This window comes from Nostoc sp., from assembly GCF_036917315.1.
Taxonomy (GTDB): Bacteria; Cyanobacteriota; Cyanobacteriia; order Cyanobacteriales; family Nostocaceae; genus Nostoc.
In genome coordinates, this window is record NZ_JBALDR010000043.1 from 58,551 (window position 1) to 76,892 (window position 18,342).

At 43.3% G+C, this 18,342-nt stretch carries 19 protein-coding genes; 9 read left to right on the forward strand and 10 right to left on the reverse strand.

Annotation, left to right across the window (positions count from 1 at the left end):
• Nucleotides 1-7 precede the first annotated feature (7 nt).
• Nucleotides 8-925, forward strand: a complete 918-nt coding sequence (locus V7K84_RS19535; RefSeq protein WP_334840463.1) for an RluA family pseudouridine synthase — start codon at nucleotides 8-10, stop codon at nucleotides 923-925.
• A 200-nt stretch (nucleotides 926-1,125) separates the two neighbouring features.
• Here V7K84_RS19535 and V7K84_RS19540 read toward each other — a convergent pair whose 3' ends face one another.
• From V7K84_RS19540 to V7K84_RS19550, 3 genes are all read right to left on the reverse strand, one after another.
• Entirely contained in the window at nucleotides 1,126-1,893 is a 768-nt protein-coding gene (locus V7K84_RS19540) for a phycobilisome rod-core linker polypeptide (protein ID WP_334840414.1), read from the reverse strand.
• 414 nt (nucleotides 1,894-2,307) lie between these two features.
• Nucleotides 2,308-2,853, reverse strand: a complete 546-nt coding sequence (locus tag V7K84_RS19545) for a hypothetical protein (RefSeq protein ID WP_334840415.1) — start codon at nucleotides 2,851-2,853, stop codon at nucleotides 2,308-2,310.
• On the reverse strand, nucleotides 2,850-3,467 hold the full coding sequence (locus tag V7K84_RS19550; protein ID WP_334840465.1) for a phycobiliprotein lyase: 618 nt from the start codon (nucleotides 3,465-3,467) through the stop codon (nucleotides 2,850-2,852). The genes V7K84_RS19545 and V7K84_RS19550 overlap by 4 nt, the downstream gene beginning before the upstream one ends.
• Before the next feature lie 293 nt (nucleotides 3,468-3,760).
• Between V7K84_RS19550 and V7K84_RS19555 the strand changes: the two genes are divergently transcribed.
• The 4 genes from V7K84_RS19555 to V7K84_RS19570 all read left to right on the forward strand — a co-directional run bounded on the left by V7K84_RS19555 (nucleotide 3,761) and on the right by V7K84_RS19570 (nucleotide 6,368).
• Nucleotides 3,761-3,931, forward strand: coding sequence for an NblA/ycf18 family protein (locus V7K84_RS19555; protein WP_012410163.1), 171 nt, complete (start codon nucleotides 3,761-3,763; stop codon nucleotides 3,929-3,931).
• A 471-nt stretch (nucleotides 3,932-4,402) separates the two neighbouring features.
• Nucleotides 4,403-4,960 carry a bleomycin hydrolase gene (locus tag V7K84_RS19560; RefSeq protein ID WP_289795383.1) on the forward strand — a complete coding sequence of 186 codons (558 nt, stop codon included), beginning with the start codon at nucleotides 4,403-4,405 and terminating at the stop codon, nucleotides 4,958-4,960.
• Between the two features lie 78 nt (nucleotides 4,961-5,038).
• Nucleotides 5,039-5,533 carry a bleomycin hydrolase gene (locus V7K84_RS19565; RefSeq protein ID WP_289795384.1) on the forward strand — a complete coding sequence of 165 codons (495 nt, stop codon included), beginning with the start codon at nucleotides 5,039-5,041 and terminating at the stop codon, nucleotides 5,531-5,533.
• A 226-nt stretch (nucleotides 5,534-5,759) separates the two neighbouring features.
• Nucleotides 5,760-6,368, forward strand: a complete 609-nt coding sequence (locus V7K84_RS19570; protein ID WP_334840417.1) for a HEAT repeat domain-containing protein — start codon at nucleotides 5,760-5,762, stop codon at nucleotides 6,366-6,368.
• A 41-nt stretch (nucleotides 6,369-6,409) separates the two neighbouring features.
• On the opposite strand, the gene V7K84_RS19575 is transcribed toward V7K84_RS19570, so the two are convergent.
• Together V7K84_RS19575 and V7K84_RS19580 are read right to left on the reverse strand one after the other, a co-directional pair.
• Nucleotides 6,410-7,318, reverse strand: a complete 909-nt coding sequence (locus V7K84_RS19575) for a HEAT repeat domain-containing protein (protein WP_334840419.1) — start codon at nucleotides 7,316-7,318, stop codon at nucleotides 6,410-6,412.
• 32 nt (nucleotides 7,319-7,350) lie between these two features.
• The gene (locus V7K84_RS19580; protein WP_194041200.1) at nucleotides 7,351-7,590 is read right to left on the reverse strand and encodes a hypothetical protein; all 240 of its coding nucleotides are present in this window, start codon (nucleotides 7,588-7,590) and stop codon (nucleotides 7,351-7,353) included.
• A gap of 251 nt (nucleotides 7,591-7,841) precedes the next feature.
• Here V7K84_RS19580 and V7K84_RS19585 point away from each other — a divergent pair, with 251 nt between their 5' ends.
• Complete coding sequence (locus V7K84_RS19585) at nucleotides 7,842-8,024, forward strand: hypothetical protein (protein ID WP_194041202.1); 183 nt, start codon at nucleotides 7,842-7,844, stop codon at nucleotides 8,022-8,024.
• Nucleotides 8,025-8,207: 183 nt separating this feature from the next.
• Nucleotides 8,208-9,479, forward strand: coding sequence for a HEAT repeat domain-containing protein (locus V7K84_RS19590; protein WP_334840420.1), 1,272 nt, complete (start codon nucleotides 8,208-8,210; stop codon nucleotides 9,477-9,479).
• Nucleotides 9,480-9,710: 231 nt separating this feature from the next.
• On the opposite strand, the gene glgA is transcribed toward V7K84_RS19590, so the two are convergent.
• The 3 genes from glgA to V7K84_RS19605 form a co-directional block, all read right to left on the reverse strand.
• A complete protein-coding gene (glgA, locus tag V7K84_RS19595; RefSeq protein WP_334840422.1) occupies nucleotides 9,711-11,150 on the reverse strand; it encodes a glycogen synthase GlgA in 1,440 nt (479 codons plus the stop codon).
• Nucleotides 11,151-11,289: 139 nt separating this feature from the next.
• A complete protein-coding gene (hemC, locus tag V7K84_RS19600) occupies nucleotides 11,290-12,261 on the reverse strand; it encodes a hydroxymethylbilane synthase (RefSeq protein WP_334840424.1) in 972 nt (323 codons plus the stop codon).
• A gap of 209 nt (nucleotides 12,262-12,470) precedes the next feature.
• Nucleotides 12,471-13,208 (reverse strand): phycobilisome rod-core linker polypeptide, encoded by a 738-nt coding sequence (locus V7K84_RS19605; RefSeq protein WP_334840426.1) that lies wholly within the window; start codon nucleotides 13,206-13,208, stop codon nucleotides 12,471-12,473.
• 817 nt (nucleotides 13,209-14,025) lie between these two features.
• Between V7K84_RS19605 and V7K84_RS19610 the strand changes: the two genes are divergently transcribed.
• Both V7K84_RS19610 and V7K84_RS19615 read left to right on the forward strand, forming a co-directional pair.
• Nucleotides 14,026-14,997 (forward strand): YegS/Rv2252/BmrU family lipid kinase, encoded by a 972-nt coding sequence (locus V7K84_RS19610; protein WP_334840428.1) that lies wholly within the window; start codon nucleotides 14,026-14,028, stop codon nucleotides 14,995-14,997.
• A 124-nt stretch (nucleotides 14,998-15,121) separates the two neighbouring features.
• Nucleotides 15,122-16,672, forward strand: a complete 1,551-nt coding sequence (locus V7K84_RS19615) for a metallophosphoesterase family protein (RefSeq protein WP_334840430.1) — start codon at nucleotides 15,122-15,124, stop codon at nucleotides 16,670-16,672.
• 392 nt (nucleotides 16,673-17,064) lie between these two features.
• Here V7K84_RS19615 and V7K84_RS19620 read toward each other — a convergent pair whose 3' ends face one another.
• Nucleotides 17,065-17,472 (reverse strand): hypothetical protein, encoded by a 408-nt coding sequence (locus tag V7K84_RS19620; protein WP_334840432.1) that lies wholly within the window; start codon nucleotides 17,470-17,472, stop codon nucleotides 17,065-17,067.
• A 347-nt stretch (nucleotides 17,473-17,819) separates the two neighbouring features.
• Nucleotides 17,820-18,254, reverse strand: coding sequence for a CAAD domain-containing protein (locus V7K84_RS19625; RefSeq protein WP_334840434.1), 435 nt, complete (start codon nucleotides 18,252-18,254; stop codon nucleotides 17,820-17,822).
• Nucleotides 18,255-18,342: the final 88 nt, after the last annotated feature.

Here is an 18,342-nt window from a genome sequence, read left to right on the forward strand (position 1 = left end):
GAGTACAATACACTGTGTCAACACCAAAGGCGATCGCATCGACCGTTTCCTTTCCCAAGAATTACCAGACTTATCCCGTTCCCGCATCCAACAGTTAATCGAACAGGGTAATGTCCAACTTAACGACAAAGTTTGCACATCTAAGAAGATCAATGTCAAAATAGGCGATCGCATCACTCTGGAAATACCAGAAGTTCAACCTTTAGAACTGCAAGCAGAAGATATCCCTTTAGATATCCTTTACGAAGATGATCAGTTACTTATTCTCAACAAACCCGCAGGTTTAGTTGTCCATCCCGCACCCGGTCATCCAGATGGTACTTTAGTAAATGCTCTATTGGCTCACTGTCCCAATTTACCAGGAATTGGCGGAATCCAACGTCCAGGAATCGTCCATCGATTGGATAAGGATACTACGGGCGCGATCGCGATCGCTAAAACAGATATTGCCCATCATCATCTACAAGCACAACTCAAAGCAAAAACTGCACGGCGAGAATACTTGGGCATAGTTTACGGTGCGCCAAAAACTGAAAGTGGCACTATCGACTTGCCTATTGGTCGCCATCCCCAAGACCGCAAAAAAATGGCTGTTATGACTGTTGAACAAGGCGGACGAGTTGCCGTCACTCATTGGAAAATATTAGAACGCCTTGGTAACTTCACCTTAATTCACTTTCAATTAGAAACTGGACGCACCCATCAAATTCGTGTCCACAGCAGCAAAATTGGTCATCCCATTGTCGGCGACCCAGTTTATAGTTCTGGCCATTCAGTGGGAGTAAATTTACCTGGTCAAGCATTACACGCTTGGCGACTCAAATTGCAGCATCCCCTATCTGAGGAGTTGATTGAGGTGACAGCTACTCCTCCCGCTCACTTTACAAAACTTTTGGAGATGCTAAAAAGACGAACTACACTTTAAGCTCATCCACGCTTGAATCTAACCCCGTTTTAAATACATCAAGCATTGATAAAAAACCATTAACAACTAGCGTGCATTAGACATGGGATAGAGTCTGTTTCACTTAGTTATATCTAAATAAAACTCCTACATAACCCAAGACTTATGCACGCTATAAAACTATCAAATGGATGTACTAGCCAGCCACCGACCAAAAATCGTTATTTAATTCCTGCCAGTTGCCGATAAGGTACAGACTTTTCGATATCGATGTTGTATGGCGAGATCCGTTGTGGAGCATTGCCAGTTGCATTGATATTTTGTGCCATACCCAAGAATAGAGATGGATCTCCAGCCTTTGCTTTTTGCTCTTGTGGAAGGAATCTGCGTACTTCGACCTGCCAAATGATTTGGGGGAAACCCAATTTGGCACGGTGATAATCTTCGTATCGCGGAGATTTGATGTTGAATGGCAACTCACCCGCAGATTGGGATGGCAGTATCCGACGGCGCTGATAAGGCACTGTGGAATATCCAAAATTGCTCAGGTACTCTTCAGTATTGAGCACTTCATCAATAAAGCCTACAATCCCCTTGGTTGCGACTACAATTGACCAAGCGATTTTTTCCCGCTCGTTGTATGGATCGCGTCCTAGAACCCGCTGAATTACTTGCTCAACAAAGCGATAATTATTGTTGAGATCGTAGAAGCTTTTCTTAAAGGTATTGGAAAGCACCAATCCACGAATAAAGTCCCGTACTGTAATTTGTCCATTACGGAGTTGAGACTCTAAATATGTTTCGCGATCGGCAGCAAAGGCATAAAAGAAAATTTGACGATATGCTGCTTCAATCAGATCGCCTAAATCTGACGGAGAAAGTATATTGTCGGTAGTAAAAATCCTGGGCTGTTCATCACCCGGTACTTCATATCCAGCTACACGCTGGTTTTGACTTGAAGGTTCATATTCTAACAGAGGAAGTGGCACTCTAAAGCCTCCATGTTCTTAATTAAAGTTAACAACTTTTAATCACATATTAAGGGAGTAGTTGTATCAGAACTTCAGATTCTGATAAAATTTCACGAAACTTAACTAAGGGGAATTTAAGTATTCGTAGGATAAATGATTAGTCTGCTGGATTCAACCAATAGCTAATCAATAAATAGAGAGTCAGACTTCCAGCTTAATGACTATGTAAATAACTAAAAAATTTTATTCACATATTTTAGATTAGGAGATTCAGTTTCACCTTTTTGAACTGAAGCAATAATTTTTAACATTTAGCAAAAGAAATTAATGGGGCATTGAGCATAAGAGGCAGAGGGGCAGAGGGAAAAATTTACTGCAACTTCCCCTGCTCCCCTGCTCCCCTGCTTCCTGCCTCCTGCCTCCCTCGGCAACTCAGCAACCTATCCAAAATTCCAGGGGATCTATGGTTGATTTACAGTAAGGCCAACTACGCAAAGTTGCTTCCATTCCTTCTTCCCAGGAGGGTGGTTCCAATCCCAGTCCTAAGCATAGATGAGATAGGATGCTAGCAAATTGCTCATTGTGACCAAACTCTCCTAGATGAGCATGGGCGTATTCATGGACGACTACACCAAACCAATCTCTAGGTGCAATTCGACCAACATCTACCAGAATAGTGATTGGGTTTGTGAGAATGTTGCACAGCCCATCTATGCCGAAGGATTGAGCTATAGGGACTGCAAAAATTTGGATTTGGCGACGCTCTTGGGGATGAAAGCACTGATGACAAACTTCCAGATAGGCGTTGATCTGAGCGTTTACGGCGTTAATATTTTCGCCGATCCAAGTGCAAATGGGGATGCGATCGCGCAGGTTATCAAACACATCCACCATACCCGGTTCTAGGGCAAGTCCCTGTACCAGACGCAGATAATCTTGCCCACGAGTATAAGCATCGCTCTGCTTGAGATAATTCACCAGCCCAAAACTGAATAAAACTGTCTTTTTTCCAGAACATCCGTCCCAAGTCTTTCTGTTATGTCTTCTGGGCTGGAAACCTCGACAGAAGTTTCAATGCGGCTTTCACTACAAAATGATGCGGTGCTAAAGCCACCAAACCGTTTGACTGTACTGGTTCGTAGTCGCATATTTGGGCTGGCGAACCAGAATCGCTCAATGGAACTCATTGTTTCGTATTCGGTTGTTAACACTAGTCCATCTTCATCGTCCATGTGAAAAAGACCGACTACAGGTACTATTTCGGCGTAACCTCTTTCGCGGAGTAATTTACCTTGCCTTGGGTTATCGCCATCAGGCACGATCGCAAATATAGTTTTCCCCTGATGATTCTCTTCACCCTCTCGATCCCAAGCCATTGTTCCTAGCCAACGCACACGCGAACCACCGACTGAAAGGCTGGGATCAATCTCATGATACTGGCACAGTTCAATAATTTCTGGATGATCGGCATCGAGAGTTTCTACCTGTATATCCGATTCTCCTATCTCTGAGCGCTTGAACGCCAGATGATGAGTTGCACGTTGCGATCGCCACTTACCAGCACTTAGCTGAAAAAATTCCATTGCGTCTATCAATCTTCTGACTCCTACTTATTGCTCCTGCGGATGATGTTTTACGAGTTCTTTTTTTTTAGAGTAGTTGGTATATAAACATTCTAAACATTACAGCGATTAGCGGCCAGCTTCAATAAACACCCTAAAAAAGGATATGTAGAGGTGTTGTTATGCAATTGTAAACTTTTATGAGTGTGATTCACTATAGCTTGACAATGTAGACATTTTAATATTCGAGTGCTACACTAGTAGAAAGCGATCGTCTTCCACTAACAACAAATACCTTTCGATTCAGTCAATCACAGGAGTGAATGATGGACTTTCCAGTCGAATTAACTTTAGAACAACAGTTTCGCTTACAAAATTTGAAAGACCAGGTAAAAAGTTTGAGTCAACAAGAGGCTCAAGAATTTTTACTAGAAGTTTTACGGCAGATGATGGTGAAAGATAATTTGGTCAAACATTTGTTAAAACAAGCTTGATCGAGTAAAAAATAAAATTTTTCCTTAAGACTTACGCAATGGCAAAGTTCCACAAAATTGCGTAAGTCTTAATTTTTGGGCATTGGGCAGAGCATTTGCTGAACAACCTACCAGCAGACTTGTTGCGTTTGACTAAAGATTGCAGGATTTTGTCGAGCTATTTGCATAACCAAGGAACGGGAACAAGCGTTTTCGGCAATTCGGGATGCAATTGCTACTGGAGTTAGAGATTTTCTAGTTGCTTTTAGGCATGACTGGGCTAAGGTTGGGGGTTAAGTCTCTATTGGACTCAACACAGAAGCGCTATATCCTCCATACCCAAAATAAATATTACAGATTGTTACTTTGTCTCTCATAGTAAAGACTAGGGTACTGTTGATCCCCTATGTTTTTGTTTGGCTACTCACAGTTAACCTGATCGAGAACACGCCAAAAATAATATCCGCCATTTGTGAATATTAAGGAGAACTCATGGTTCTTGATGCTTTTTCCAGAGCTGTAATTGCGGCTGATGCCAAAACCGCTCCTATCGGTGGTGCTGACTTGGCAGCCCTGAAGTCTTTCATCGCTGAAGGCAACAAGCGCCTTGATGCAGTGAATGCGATCGCCAGCAACGCTAGCTGCGCGGTTTCTGATGCTATTGCTGGGATTGCTTGTGAAAATACAGGTTTGCTACAAGCTGGTGGTAACTTGTATCCCACTCGCCGGATGGCTGCTTGCTTGCGTGATGCTGAAATCGTTCTGCGCTATGTAACATACGCGTTATTGGCTGGTGATTCTTCCGTATTAGACGATCGCGCTTTGAACGGTTTGAAAGAAACCTACACAGCTTTGGGCGTACCCACTGGCTCTTCTGTACGGGCTTTCCAAATCCTGAAGGCTATCAGCGTCGCTCACATCACCAACACCAACACTGAAGCTAACGCTGGTAAAAAGTTCCGTAAACAAGAAGTTGTTCAAGGCGACTGCTCTGCTCTAGCTGCTGAAGCTGCTAGCTACTTCGATCGCGTAATTTCTGCTTTGAGCTAATCGCTCATGGCTAAAGGCTGTTAGCCAAGCAAACTGAAATTAAAACTCGATCAAATCTAATCTGGAGTATAAAAAGCAATGAAATCAGTTATCACTACAGTTATTGGATCTGCTGATGCAGCAGGTCGTTTTCCCAGCAGTTCCGATCTAGAATCCGTTCAAGGTAGCATTCAGCGTGCTAATGCTCGTCTAGAAGCTGCTGAAAAGCTAGCTTCTGGTATCGATAACGTAGCTAAGGAAGGTTATGATGCTGCCTTCAAGAAATATCCTTACCTGAGCCAAGATGGTGAAGCTGGCGACACTCAAGTTAAGAAAGACAAGTGCCTCCGCGACATCAAGCACTACTTACGCTTGATCAACTACAGCTTAGTTGTGGGCGGCACTGGTCCTTTGGATGAGTGGGGTATTGCAGGTGCTCGTGAAGTTTATCGCTCTTTGGGTCTGCCCACCGCTCCCTACGTTACCGCGTTGACTTATACTCGCGATCGCGCTTGCTCTCCTCGCGACTTGTCTCCTCAAGCATTAGTTGAGTTCCGCTCTCTTCTTGACTATGTAATCAACTCCCTTTCATAGTAATAGGGATTGACTAGAGGTAGACGAGCGATCGTTATACTCTAAAACTCAGGGACTCTCAGTCCGTTGCTTTGCCTGTATCAGGTTGAGTGATTGACCAAGAGTCCCTCTGTTGTTAATAATTCGTAATACTTCTCTACGAGAGGCTGCGGCTACGCTCACTACAAGTTCGTAATTCGTAATTAATGATTGGATTTGGAGGATTTAAACAGGGAAGTTTTCTTTTATGACAATAGATTCTTTATTTGCACAGTTAAAACACCCCAACCCCAATTTGCGGGAACGAGCCATGTGGGAACTGGCTGATGTCCGTGATGAAAATACCATTCCTCGGCTGATGGATATTTTAGATGAAGAAGATGTCACCTATCGGCGAGCTGCGGTAAAAGCACTGGGTGCTATTGGTACAGATGCTGTACCGCTACTGGCAGAGTCATTAGTAAATAGTGATAATGCGACCATTCGGGGTAGTTGTGCTAAAGCTCTAGCACAGGTTGCTGCTAATCATCCCGATGTTCCCTTCCCAAATGAGGGTTTACAGGGATTGCAAACAGCGCTCAATGACCAAAATCCTGTTGTTTATATCGCATCAGTAATGGCATTGGGTGAGATTGGAACTCCTGCTTTTGAGATTTTGACTGAAGCTCTGAAAACAATAGATAATGTTGCCGTGGCTGTGGCGATCGTCAATGCACTCGGTTCGATGGGTGATATCCGAGGGGTGGAAGTGCTGACGGCATTGACAAATGATGAATCTATCGATCCGTATGTTCGGGAGTCAGCAGTAAGTGCTTTGCCCCGATTAGATCAAGTGATTAAATATAAGAGAGAGTAGCGATCGCTAATTATTCGCTCAAGTTGGAAATTTTCATCGCCTTATTCCCAAGCTTCTTCCTCTAACTGCCTCTCAATTTGAGAAATCGCCAACTTCATCACTGCTTGAACCCCCGCTTCTTCTTCCTCAGTTAATGCGGCTTGCAGGGGTTCTAAAGCAGCACCGTCGCCAATCTTCATCAATGCCAGAGCCGCTGCTTTTCGGGTTTCCCAATCGGGGTGATGTAGTAATTCAACAAGGCTAGGAATTGCCGAGCGATAGGTGAGGCTACCCAAAGCTGCTGCGGCTTCACACCTGACAATTTCAGATGGATCGTTGAGGGCATTAATTAAAATATTAAATGCTCCTTCTTGAGTGCCTTCTTGAGCAATTTTAGCGATCGCACCCACTACCGCAGCCCGAACTTCAGCCGAGTCTGAGTTAATCTCTCGATATAAATGCTCCTTCGCTTCTGCCCCAATAAATCCTAACGCCCATACAGCATGACCTTTGGCACTTTCTGGATAGTCGGTTGACGCCAAGATTTTCAGTAATGCTGGCACAGCTGCCTCACCTATTTTGGCCAGCCCCCCCACCGACGAGGTTTTGACCACCATATCTTCATCATTTAAGAGGGCATTGACCAAAGTCGGAACTGCGATCGGGTCAGCAATCAGTGTCAAGGTTTTAGCGCTGGCTCTCCGTACAACTGGGTTGGGGTGATTTGCCACAGCTTCCATCAATAAAGGGGTCGCTGGTTTGCCGATTTTACCCAAAGCCTCAGCAAAACTCAACCTAACCATACCTCGTGAGTCTCCCATACTCTCAACCATCCGCTTTATTAGCTCTTGGTCATCGGAGTTGAAGGTGTTTAAGCTTAATTGCTCACTCACCGCTTTAAATAAAGCGTCAGTTTCTGCATGGGACAGATTTAACGAATCTGCCCCGGATTGAGTTTCGGAGTTGAGCATATAATCTCTAGCTAAATTATCAAGACAAATGACTAGTTGCTGCCACTCAGGGCAGCCTGTTGATTACGGAGTTCCTGGAGGGCAGAATCAATCTTGGCAAGCTCAGGCTCTAGTTTTGCCATAACGCTTACTCTCATCAACTTAGCCCGTTTTGCCGTTTCCGTAGTTTCTTGAACTAGACGTTCCCGATATTGCTCAAGTTCTGCAATCACTTCTGCTACATCTTGAGCGGTTATGTGATTGGCTGTTGTGAGTTCAGAGGTTTCATCCATAAGTTTGGTTTCCTAAATTATGTGTTTATATGAATGATGTGCGATCGGTGTTCCCAAAAATGTTTGTATTTGGTTACTCGCTAAAGACCAACGTTTAGCTGTTACATAAAACTGAACAATTAGCAAGAGGCAACTGAACTAATAGCTGACAAATGCATATATTATGATCTTCTCAGATCGCGTTACCACTGGTAAAGCTTTTTGACGTAAATCTTCAAAAGTTTAACCCAACTACATTATGGAAAAAGATCGTGGAAACGACAAGAAACAACCCACTAGATATACGTCATATTAGTCCTAACGTCAGAGAGCTAATTAAGCAATACGCTGCTGTAAATAACTGTACGCAGGCGGAAATGCTAGAGCGTATTGTTTTAGAGTGGAACACCCAACAAAGTGACAGCGAACGACCATCAGGAGATGAGGACGAATAGCTTTTTTGTACAGTTTTTTTGAGGGCAATGATGCGGTTTTTTGGTTTTTTTGGCTCTACGTTGTTATTTTGTACTCGCCCCGTCTAGACTTCATCTTCCCAGTCGCCAATCACTAGTAGCCAGTCCCTAGTACGATAGTAAAAGTGACCTGCAAGCAATTATCCAAGAGCCATTTATAGATCAATGGATAAACGTTTTTTTAAAATGTTTGGGCTAACAGAAGAAGAAGCGATCGCAATTATCGATACACCGTTAGAACAACTCGAAGACGCTTCTGATAAGTATATTGCTGTTTCCCATTTAATTAACTTCCCGACTGAGCAATCGATTGCGGCTTTGGTGCGGGCGATTGAAACCAGTAACCCTGATGAGTTAGACCACCGCATTGTTCGACGCAAAGCTGTAGAAAGTCTGGGGCGATTGCAGGCGGAATCAGCTTTACCTGTAATTCGGCAATGTCTTAAAGATGATGATATTTATACTGTTGAAAATACCGTGTGGGCAATCGGGGAAATTGGCACTAAAGAGCCAGAAATTCTCGAAGAGGTAGCACAACTGCTTGATAAACCAGGTCAAATCTATCGAGTCATTATTCACACTCTAGCTAACGCTGACTATCAGCCGTCCCTTGAACGTGTGCGGAAATTTACCCAAGTTGAGGATGAACCTACCCGTAGTGCAGCGATCGCTACGGTTTGTCGCTTCACGGGTGACTACTCCCAAATTACCGAGGTGATGGCGCTGCTGCAAAGTTCTAGCGTCAATGCACGGCGCGGTTCTATTCAAGACCTGATTGATTCCTGCTACTACAAAGCCATCCCAGAAATTGCCCGTTGTCCCGTATCTCTGGTGTTTCGCTTGCGAGGATTGCGGATGCTTTTGGATGCAGGTGTTCCCAGTGGTGAAATTAGCTTTACAGAAATTCAACCTTACTTAGAGCAAGTACTCTACGATCGTCCCAACGACCTCGATCTAGTACATGAGTATGATGCTACCCCTGTTCTAGATTTTGTGATTAACGAACTCTACGAAACCGATTTTGGACGTTGCTATTTAGCGACAAAAACCTTACTAGATATCTATCCACAAGAAGCACCAGCAGCACTTTTAGCAACTTATAGCGACAAAGCATATAACGACTATGGCGCTCATTATCATGTGATGAAACTTTTCGGCTGGCTAAAATATGCTCCTGCTTACGATTTATTAATAGAAAACCTGCACAACCGCGAACCTCAGTTTCAGAAATCTCGTGCGGCGTGTGCGATCGCTCTTGGTGAATTGGGCGATTCACGAGCAATTACTGAACTCAAAACTTGCCTAAATACGCCGATTTGGGACTTGAAATATGCTTGTTTATTAGCGCTAGACCGCTTAGGAGACTCGTCTGGTCGGGAAATTTGCGATCGCGATCGTGACTGGTTAATTAGGGCGAAAGCGACGAGTAATCAATAGTTTGCAGTTTGCAGTTTGGAGAGACGCGATTAATCGCGTCTGTACAAAAGTTTGGAGTTTTAGTCTTAACAATACGTGAATTATAGGGCTTATATAGTGTCTGGAAAAAGACCTCTCCCTGGTTTTACTACGCAAAACCGTCCCTCTCCGAGTCGGAGAGGGAAAGAGTTGAACTTTAGTTCAAGGCAGGGAGAGGTTCTTACAAATCACAAGTCAGAAACAGTTGGCGGTTTAGGATTTGCTATTAGTGACTGCTTCGTTTAACACTAACTCTGGTTTTGGTGTTTCCTCTTCTTCTGGCAGACCGTAAATTGACCTGTACAACTTCACATACTCTTTGGCAGATTGATGCCAACTGAAATTTTGACTCATGCCCCGTTTTTGTAGTTCTTGCCATTGCGGTTTGAAACGGAAGCCTTCCCAAGCCCGGATCATACAGGTGAAAAGGTCTAGCGGTTCATAGCGGTCAAAGCAATAACCGGTGCCTGCGGCATTTTCGGGGTCGTAGTGGGTTACGGTGTCAACTAATCCACCTGTGCGGCGGACAATGGGCACAGAACCGTAGCGTAAAGACATCATTTGGCTAATGCCACATGGTTCAAAACGACTAGGCATCAAGAAAGCATCAGTACCAGCGTAAATCCGGCGAGACAGAGCATCGTTATACAGTAAGTAAGTTGCCATGCGTCCGGGAAAGCGGGATGCTAATTGCCACATCTGAGTTTCATAGTAGCGATCGCCTGTCCCTAACAGCACCAATTGTGCATCTGTATAAGATAAGAAGCGATCGAGGATTTGTAATATCAAATCAATGCCTTTTTGTTCCACTAATCGCGTCACAATCCCAATGAAAAAGGCTTTGGAGTTGACTTCTAATCCTAGTTCTTCTTGCAAAGCAATTTTGTTAGCCTTGCGTTTATCTAAAGTATCAGCAGTGAAGGTTTGAGTAATGTATTTGTCATTTTCTGGGTTGTAAACTTCGGTATCAATACCATTGATAATCCCAGATAATTTCCCGCTAATAAAGGACAGTAAACCTTCTAATGTTTCACCGTAAGCTGCTGTCTTGATTTGCTCGGCATAGGTGGGCGAAACTGTATTTACCTTATTGGCAAATTGCACTGCCGCTGCCATTACATTGTGTCCTTGCATATACCAGGGACACCAAGTAATTTTCTCTAAATACCAACGCCACGGCCCTTGATAAGCCAGATTATGAATGGTAAACACTGTGCTGATATCAGGATCTTGGTGCATCCACACGGGAATCATCCCCGTGTGCCAATCGTGGCAATGGATAATTTCTGGCTTCCAGTAATTCCAGGCAAATTCGGCTGCACCATTAGCAAACAATGTGAACCGCCAATCTTCATCATCTCCAGAATAAATGCGGCGCGGCATGAAGGACGGATGTCCAAATAAGTACAAGGGAACATCAGTACCAGGCAGAATACTTTCGTATACTGCAAAGTGCTGGAACATGGCATCTCCCCACCAAATCGGTTCTTGGGGAATTTCCATTTTGTCTGGCAGGAAGCCGTAGTAAGGCAAGAATATCCGCACATCATGCCCCATTTCTCTCAGGACTTTGGGTAATGCCCCGACAACATCACCCATTCCTCCTACTTTCGCAACGGGTGCTGCTTCTGCTGCAACAAATAGAATCCGCATGGTAATTTTTGCTTCCCTGAGTCTATATTGTCAAACTAACTCTACGATCGATTCCGACCAACGCAACTTGTCGCGTCTGGCACATCTTTAGTGCAACGGCGATCAATTCTTATCTAATCACATCGGCTTGCCTAATTGCTTAGGAACCGCGCTGAATCACCGCAAAAATTTCTGACAAAATTTCTTGCGCTCCCTGTTGCCGCAAAAGTTCTGCTAGTTCAATGCCTAAGCTTTCGGCATTGTTGGCAATCCCTGTGACGGTATCTTTTACGAACTTTTGACCATCTACACTGGCGACTATCCCGGTTAAGGTCAAATTTTCACCAGATATTTCTGTATTTACACCGATAGGTACTTGACAGCCGCCCTCTAGAGAACGGAGAAAAGAACGTTCGGCGAGACAGCGATCGCGTGTTTCGGGATGTTCGATCGCTTTGAGTAGAGATAGCACTTCACTATCATCAGCCCGGCATTCTATCCCTAAAGCGCCTTGTCCAACGGCATGGAGGGAGATTTCTTTGGGTAAGACTTGATGAACGCGATCGCCCATTCCCAATCTTTCTAACCCTGCTGCTGCCAAAATTAAAGCATCGTATTCGCCTGCATCCAGTTTTGCCAACCGTGTAATCAAGTTTCCCCGCACATCCTTAAAGGTAAAGTGAGGAAAATGATGGCGTAACTGTGCTAACCGCCGTAGAGAAGATGTACCAATTACCGCACCTTCTGGCAACGTATCGATTTGTTTATCTTTGTGCTTTTCATGCACCACTAATGCATCTGCTGGGTTTTCTCGTTCAGTAATTGCTGCTAACGTTAACCCTTCTGGTAAGTGAGTCGGCAGATCCTTGAGAGAATGAACCGCAAAGTCAATCTCTTGATTGAGCATTCCAACTTCAAGTTCTTTAGTAAAAAGTCCTTTATCGCCAATCTTAGCTAATGCTACATCCAAGATTTTATCGCCTTGGGTAGACATGGTGTGGACTTCAAAAGTGATATCAGGAAAGCTTTTCTGGAGCTGCTCTTGTACCCAATAGGTCTGAACCAGAGCAAGTTGGCTTTTGCGTGAGCCGATCCGAATAGTGCGTGGGGGACTAGAAACAACTGAAGTCATAAAACAATATAATATCGCACGCGATAAATTCACTTTCATCTAGACTACCGTAGTCAGGGACTCATGCGAATTTTGGGTTTTGGATTTGGGATTTTGGATTACAATTCTTTACCAAAAGCTTGTTTGTGAAATCTCAAATAATAGAATTTTTATGCATTGAGGATGTTGCGATCGCTCACAATGGCGATCGCAACACCTTTAAGTTTCAGCTAGTACCCACCAAATTTTGGGAAATAACCAAATGTAGTCAGCAAACTAAACAAGACAATCAGTGTCAGCGTCGAAGCTAATAGCAATAACACCACATCTCTGTCAGAACTGCGTAAGAAGGTTTGTAAATTAAAAGGCTCAACCTGCTTTCTCGTCAAAGGAAGCGGTAATTTATCGCGATAATCTTCGCCATAACGAGCCATTCTGGCAAATGGTAATTCCCCTAAAGAGCGTCCTTGTAAAATTCGTCGCCGTTGATAGGGGACTGTATTGTAACCAAAGTTACTCATATACTCCTCACTATCCACCAAATCGTCGATAAACCTGTGCAGTCCTTTACTAGCTAAGACAATCGACCAGGCTAGTTTTTCGCGTTCATTGTAAACCTCGCGACCCAATAAGCGCTGTATGCATATCTGCACAAAGCGGTAATTATTGTTGCTTTCGTAATTGAGTCGCCGAAATGCATCAGATATTGCTAATCCTCGAATGAAATCCCTGACTGTAATTTGACCAGTTCTGAGTTGGGATTCTAGACAGATTTGGCGGTTGCTATCTAGCATCTGTTGTTCGTGGAAAATCTGGCGATAGGCTGCCTTAATCAAGGCATCCATTTCTAGTGATGATTGCAGATATTCGGCTGTATAAATTCTAGGTTGCTCGTCGCCAAGAATCTCATATCCAGATACACGATGATTTCGAGATGAAGGGGAATAGCTTAACAAAGGAATAGACATATTAGAGCTATAAATTTGTAGGGAGTGGGCATTATGTATGAGGCAAAACAGTTCCGTTAGCGAGGCGTTGAGTCAGTTTCGAGTTCTGAAGATTCCCAACTCAGCATTCTGAAGGGCATTTAATTTTGCTTTTGTCTCCCTTATCCCCAGTTATTAACCCTTTGAGTTGTAATGCCGCAAAATTGACTAATAGTATGCCAAGTTTAAGTTTGTAGTAAGGACTTCAGTCCTTATTTTCTAAGCACTAAAGTGCTTACTACAAACCCTCAAGATTAACTTAGACAAAATACTAGTAGACTGTAGTGGAACTTTGTCTACCTTTAATAAGTTGCTCAAGCAACTTGTCGGATTAATTGAGATAGTAGCTAGATTTACGCATTGATGGGAGCGTAACGAAAGAGATGCCTAAAGTTTAATTCAATTGCCCTTCGCTACTAAACAGATAAACTTGCGATCGCTGATTTCACTTTGCTGAAACTACGACTCAAGAACAGTAATTTGCTCACTTCCATAATATAGGAATTTCCTAAAACCTGTCTATATACAATTCTGATGATGGCTTTAAATTTTTCTACTGACTAACCAAACACCCTTCCAGTTGAGTGAGTCTTTTGAAACAGGCGGCTAAAAATAGACTTCTTTGGGAAGGTTCTAAAGATTCTTGCCTTTTCTTGGTGTATGATGCGATCGCACATTCCGCTGAACTTGGTCAATATCTCTAAAAAACTCAGCCCGAAAAGAGAAGTTGAAAATTTCCACGAATGCTAAGAATAATTTGTTATCTTCATTAGTTATCCAAGCTTAGTTATTATACCTTATGAATCGTTCCGCCTGTCTGATCTTCAATCCTGTTGCGGGTCAGGGCGACCCAGATACAGAGCTAGCAGAAATTCGGGCAATATTAGAGCCAGATATCGATCTAGATATTCATTTTACAACTGAAGAAATTGATGCTGACCAACTGGCATATCAAGCTGTAGAGCGAGGAGTAGATGCAATCATTGCTTCTGGGGGAGATGGTACTCTCTCAATAGCTGCGGCGGCTTTAGTGGGAACTGATATCCCATTTGGGATAATTTCCAGAGGAACAGCGAATGCTTTTGCCACAGCTTTAGGAATTCCTGACACGATCGCAGGTGCGTGTCAGACAATTTTGCAGGGAGCAACCACCCATGTAGACGTAGCTTATTGCAACGATCGCCCAATGGTACTCTTGGCAGGTATTGGCTTTGAAGCTGACACTGTAGAATTGGCAGACCGAGACGCTAAGAATCGCTTTGGGATGATGGCCTACGTTTTGGCAGGAATCCAGCAATTAAGAAATTTAAAAAACTTTGATGTTGAAATTGAAACTGAAGATAGGATAATTAAAACTAGTGCCAGTGCAGTAACGGTAGCAAATGCCGCGCCTCCCACTTCAGTTTTGGCTCAAGGCCCAGCAGGTCTGATTTATGATGATGGGTTACTAGATTTAACAATTGTCGCTCCAACTAACAAGGCAGGAGCGATCGCTGCCACGTTTCATCTATTTCAAACGGCTTCCACAGGTAACGCCGTTGAACGGGATGATATTGGTTTTCTGCGAGCCAAACAATTTAAAATTACCACTGAGCCACCACAAAAAGTTGTTCTAGATGGTGAAATAGTCGGCACAACACCTGTAGAAATTAAGTGTGTACCAGCAGGCTTAAGAATTTTCGTGCCATTAGTAGAAGAAGTTGAGCCGACCGAAAAACTAGAGGGACTCCCTAATCTGATTATTGAGATGAAAGATACGGCGGAAGAATGAGGGCATGGGGCATAAGAGGCAGAGAGGCAGGGGGGCAGAGGGGAAAAATTTAGTGCAACTTCTTCTGCTCCCCTGCCCTCATTCTCCTGCTCTCCTTCAATTGAAAACTCAGGAGTAGGTTGCATTGAAACTTGTATCTGATCCAGCGATCGCTAAGAAAATTCGGAAAATGAATCAGCGGGTACGGTGGCAAGATCCGTTAATTGTGGAACGGGATATCGACCAAACTCGGCTGGTGTTGGAAGATGGTCAAACAGACAATTCCGAGTTCTCATTTTTAGTTGTCGGTGATAGTGGTTCCGGCAGACACAGAGGACACAATCCCCAGCGACAAGTAGCTGAACTTATGCTGCCCCATCACAACGAATCCCGGTTTATGCTGCATATGGGGGATGTAATCTATTTAGTGGGATCGAGTGAATATTACCAGCAAAACTTTATTCAGCCTTACCGAGAGTTTATCTCCGGCATAGAGCATCGCAAACGGATTGCTTTTGACCAGATGGTTTTTAAGCTGCCTATTTTACCAGTGCCGGGAAATCACGATTACTATAACTTGCCGATTTTATTGAGCTTGGCGTCTCTAACAACATTACCCATTCGTCACCTGTTGCGATCGCGGTTAGACCTAGATGTGGGTTTACATGGCTCAGGATGCGGTGACGCTTACGCAAAGGCATTTCTCGACTATCTGAAGGCGTTTCAGCTTCCAGAAGAGTTAGCCACTCACTTAGATCGGCACTACACAGCTAAGACAGATACAGGTCGTTGTCTTTCTTATCAACCTGGGCAATTTACCCGCCTTCCCAATCGCTATTACACTTTTCGTTATGGCGGTATTGATTTCTTCGCTTTGGATTCTAATACCTTTAACGATCCACCACCGCTACCGAAAACAAAAAAAGGTAACGCGGATCGCAAACTTTTAGAAAAACGCCGTGAAGATTTCGAGCGAGAAAAGCAGGAAATTATTGAAACTTCAGCCAAACTTCGCCCAGAAAACCCTAATGAAGCCGATCAATTAGATGACTTCCATGCCAAGCTGTCACAAATTGAAGAAATTATTGTTGATATCGATAAGCAACTAGCTACTAATAAAACAACGCTGACTGACATTGAACAACTGGATTGGCTCAAGCAAAGATTAATTGAATCTTGGAATAATTCTGAAGTTCGGGGAAGGATAATTTATTTCCATCATCCACCTTATGTAACTGAGGCGACGAAGTGGGAACAAGCACAAACTCTAATTGTTCGCGATCGCTTACGTGGCGTGTTGGATGCGGTAGCTAAAGAAATCGGTTCTTTAAATCAGGGTCGTCCTTTGGTCGATTTGGTATTAAACGGTCACGCCCATTGCTTAGAACACCTGGAAACAATGGATACGGGACACGCTGATTCTCATATCCATTGGATTGTTTGTGGCGGTAGCGGGTTTAGTTTGCGACGCCAGCGAATTGAGGGAGCAGATTTGATGGAGGAGAATAGATTAGTGGCGCGATCGCATCTCTTCATCGGTCGCAACGGTCAAGGTTTTCAGAAGCGACGACCTTATTCAGGTTTGCGTATTGACGTTAAAGGCGATGGACAGCCTAAGTTTATTGTCCGTCCTTTGGTTGCCGAATGGTATCAGCGGCAATGGCATAATCGCGAACTTGAGCCACTTATTATCTAGTAATACTGCTGTATTAAACCCGTAGAACCCCAAAGCGCTTTGTCTTTTATTTGTTGTAAGTCCCCAATGGGATTGTTTCGACTCCTACCAATTGGAAAAAAGAATGCAACAAATAGACCATTTGTAGAGACGCGATGAATCGCGTCTTTACCCAAGGATGTGTTGCAATCATTAATTGAATTGGTATCAAAATAAATGTAGGGACGTAATATGTAATATTATGTCCGACTAATTAGTTTTAATTCTCAAATCTATGCAAAAAGCGTAAAAACCCTGCCGCTCTGCGGTCTTGAAGACACAATATAAAAAATTAGAGACGCAATAACTGCGTCTCTAGAAAACACCTATTTAGACTTCTTACGTGTAATTACACCCAGCAAAAGAGTAGTTAATTAAATTATTCCTGGGCCTCTACCGCGGCTGTCGCCCTTATCTGTCAACTTGCCTTCCTCGTCCTGATTTACTTCTCCAAGTTCTTCGATACGTTGTTCTCTATCTTCTGCCGCTTGCTGACGTGCATCACCCGGTTCTTCATAATACATTTCCGGTTCAATTGCATAGTTATTAGACAAACCTTCTTTATCCACGGTATAGCCGTCAGTGGTGCGTATACTTCCTGAATCGGTTTGATCGTCAGTAGGTGCATCTGCTTCCCGTTCTTCCGTGGGAAGTGTTTTGTACTTATCTCCTTCTCTTTCCATTCTAGCGGCGGTTTCTGCGGGGATAATGCCGCGATCGTAATTATTGACTTCCGCTCTATCAGATGAATCTGTATCTCTCTTAACTGCTTCATTAGCCATAATTTATGTCCTCGTTAAAGAATCTATTAAATAACTTCAGAAACTAGATTAGGCTGTTTCTTACTCTCCAAGCTACTATCTTGAGAAGTGACTTAAATTTAAAAATAATGTTATATTCTCTATCTTTTGATGTATCTAAAAGACTAAGATAGAGTCCGGTTAAATACTGTGAATTGATATTTATTGGTAGAACAAGGGTTTTGGTTGAAGTAAACTTATACATTAAAAGGGCAATTAGAAACTGCAACTATTAAGAGACTCTACCCAATTCCGCAGACGCGGACAAGAGTTTGTATCGTTGCGAATTCTATTTGCCCGTGTAAATCCTAGTTTAATAGTCAGTAAATTTACTCGCCCACGAATTGGTCTTTCAGTAATTGAATTTCATCGGCTAATTCTTGGCGAGTTGAAGCCTTCAGTAGATAACGGAAAACAAACCAACTGGTGTAACTAATTCCAACTAACTCAAAAAGTGGTGAGAGTAGGGGAATATCATTGATTGCAGCTAGTACCGTCAGTGCTATCCTAGCTGTAACAATTGCCGCCAAAATTAAAGCAACGGTTATTAGAGGCTGCTTGTAATCCCGAAAAAAGTCACTTAAGTATTGGGGCAGTTGCTCTAAAAATTGAGAAATTTGTCTGCTAATTTGCTGCAATTGAGATTCAGGTTCAGGTGCTGGCGGTAACTTTGGCAAGTTTTCAGTATCAGTACCTTCCAGTGCTAGCGTACCTTGTGATAAGGAAGCATTGATGGATTCACGTTGCTGTTGTTCGGTTTCCATAGTTTTTATGTTTGGTAACTACAAGACTTTGTATAACTGAACTGAGCATCAACAAATATAGTGATTAAGGTCGTCAGTTTTCAATTAT